1 protein-coding gene, 1 tRNA gene and 1 pseudogene are annotated in these 1758 nt (G+C 68.2%); 1 reads left to right on the forward strand and 2 read right to left on the reverse strand.

Annotated elements, in window-relative coordinates:
- Window positions 1–208: 208 nt before the first annotated feature.
- Window positions 209–282, reverse strand: a tRNA-Pro gene (locus RMO85_RS03285).
- A 235-nt stretch (window positions 283–517) separates the two neighbouring features.
- Here RMO85_RS03285 and RMO85_RS03290 point away from each other — a divergent pair.
- A complete protein-coding gene (locus RMO85_RS03290; RefSeq protein ID WP_310526447.1) occupies window positions 518–1189 on the forward strand; it encodes a M23 family metallopeptidase in 672 nt (223 codons plus the stop codon).
- 15 nt (window positions 1190–1204) lie between these two features.
- Here RMO85_RS03290 and RMO85_RS03295 read toward each other — a convergent pair.
- Window positions 1205–1758, reverse strand: a pseudogene (locus tag RMO85_RS03295) (hypothetical protein); the annotation flags it as partial.

A 1758-nucleotide genomic window follows, 5' to 3' on the forward strand; every position in this document is an offset into this window, starting at 1 on the left:
GCGTTCCGAGACGACCGGGGTGGACCGTGATCGGTCCGTAGTCATCACCGGGATCGGCCCATCGAAGGACTTGCGAAAGGAGTTTGTGGAGAGTTTCTGGAGAGCGGTTCAAATCTTCGGGTCTTTCCTGAACGGAAACCCGCGACTCTCCGAGACCGGAACCCCGCTCTGACCAGCATGTTTGCTGGTCAGAGCCGGATTCAATCGGTCGGGCTGACAGGATTTGAACCTGCGACCCCCTGACCCCCAGTCAGGTGCGCTACCAAGCTGCGCTACAGCCCGAACGCTTGCGGCACAAGGCCAACGAAGCGTTCGGAAGACTACCCCAGGGCCTTGGTGAGCAAGGAATCGACCCACCATCCGGGTCGGGGATCGCCACGTGCCGGGGGCCGGCGCCCACTCCATGGCCACGGGCGACCATGCCGGCGTAGTCCATCCGGGCCATCTCGTTCCATTGAGCAGACTCACGGCCGCGGCGCTCGGAAGATGAAGTCTCAACCTTGTGGGAGGTCTTCCGATGTCCGCTGTTCCGCGCCGCCTAGGCCTGCTCGTCGCCGTCCTGGGCGTGACGATCGGCCTGAGCCTGGCCGCGCCTCGGGCGGACGCCGCTCCGGAGACGGTGGCGCGCGAGAGCGGTCACACTGCCGAGGTCATCGCCCTCGCCCAGCAGGTCGCCGCGCGCCAGCAGAGCCTCTATGCGTTGAACCAGCGGGCCGATGCCCGCGACCGGGTGCTCGTCGGCTTCCGGGCCGTGCTGGAGAAGTACGGCTACACCGGGGAACCCGACCTCGCCACGGTCGTGCTCCCGTTGGCGTCGTACGACGTCTCGGCCGGGTTCGGCCTGACCGGCCCGCTGTGGGAGGCGGAGCACGGTGGCCAGGACTTCGGTGCCGGCTACGGCGAGCCGCTGGTCGCGGTGGCCGAGGGTGTGGTCACCGAGGTCGCCGATGCCGGCCCCTATGGACTGCGCACGATCCTGACCCTCCCCGACGGCACCGAGCTGAGGTACTGCCACCAGACCAGCGTCTCAGTGGCAGCCGGCGACTCCGTGGAGATGGCCGACGAGATCGGCACCGTGGGCAGCACCGGGAACTCGACAGGTCCGCACCTCCACCTCGAGGTGCGACCCGCCGGCGGCAACCCCATCGATCCGATGGACTGGCTGCGCGCCGCGGGCCTCAACCCCTGAGTTTCGGACCGTACGTCAGCGCTTGCGCTTCTCGCGCGGCTTCTGGTTGATCACGATCGGCGTCCCGACGAAGCCGAACTCCTCGCGCAGGCGTCGCTCGATGAAGCGCTCGTAGGACGCGTCGAGCTTGCCGCTGGTGAACAGCACGAACGTCGGCGGCGCCGTCGAGGGCTGTGTCGCGAAGAGGATCTTGGGCTGCTTGCCGCTGCGCACCGGGTGCGGGTGCTCGGAGACCAACCGGCCCAGGAACGTGTTGAGGGCACCGGTGCCGATCCGGGTCTCCCAACCCTCCAGGGCCTTGTCGAGCGCCGGGACGAGCCGGTCGACGTGCCAGCCGGTGAGGGCGGTGAAGTTGATCCGCGGCGCCCAGTGCAGCTGTACGAGGTCGCGCTCGATCTCGCGCTCGAGGTAGTAGCGGCGCTCGTCGTCGACAACGCCGCCGGCACCACGGTCGACCCGGTCGACGAGCTGATCACGCTCGGTGACCGAACCTGGCGCTTCATCGACACCGCGGGCATCCGCAGGCGGGTCAACCAGGCATCGGGCCACGAGTACTACGCCTCGCTGCG

The sequence above is a fragment of the Nocardioides sp. genome, assembly GCF_031422975.1.
Classification (GTDB): domain Bacteria; phylum Actinomycetota; class Actinomycetes; order Propionibacteriales; family Nocardioidaceae; genus Nocardioides.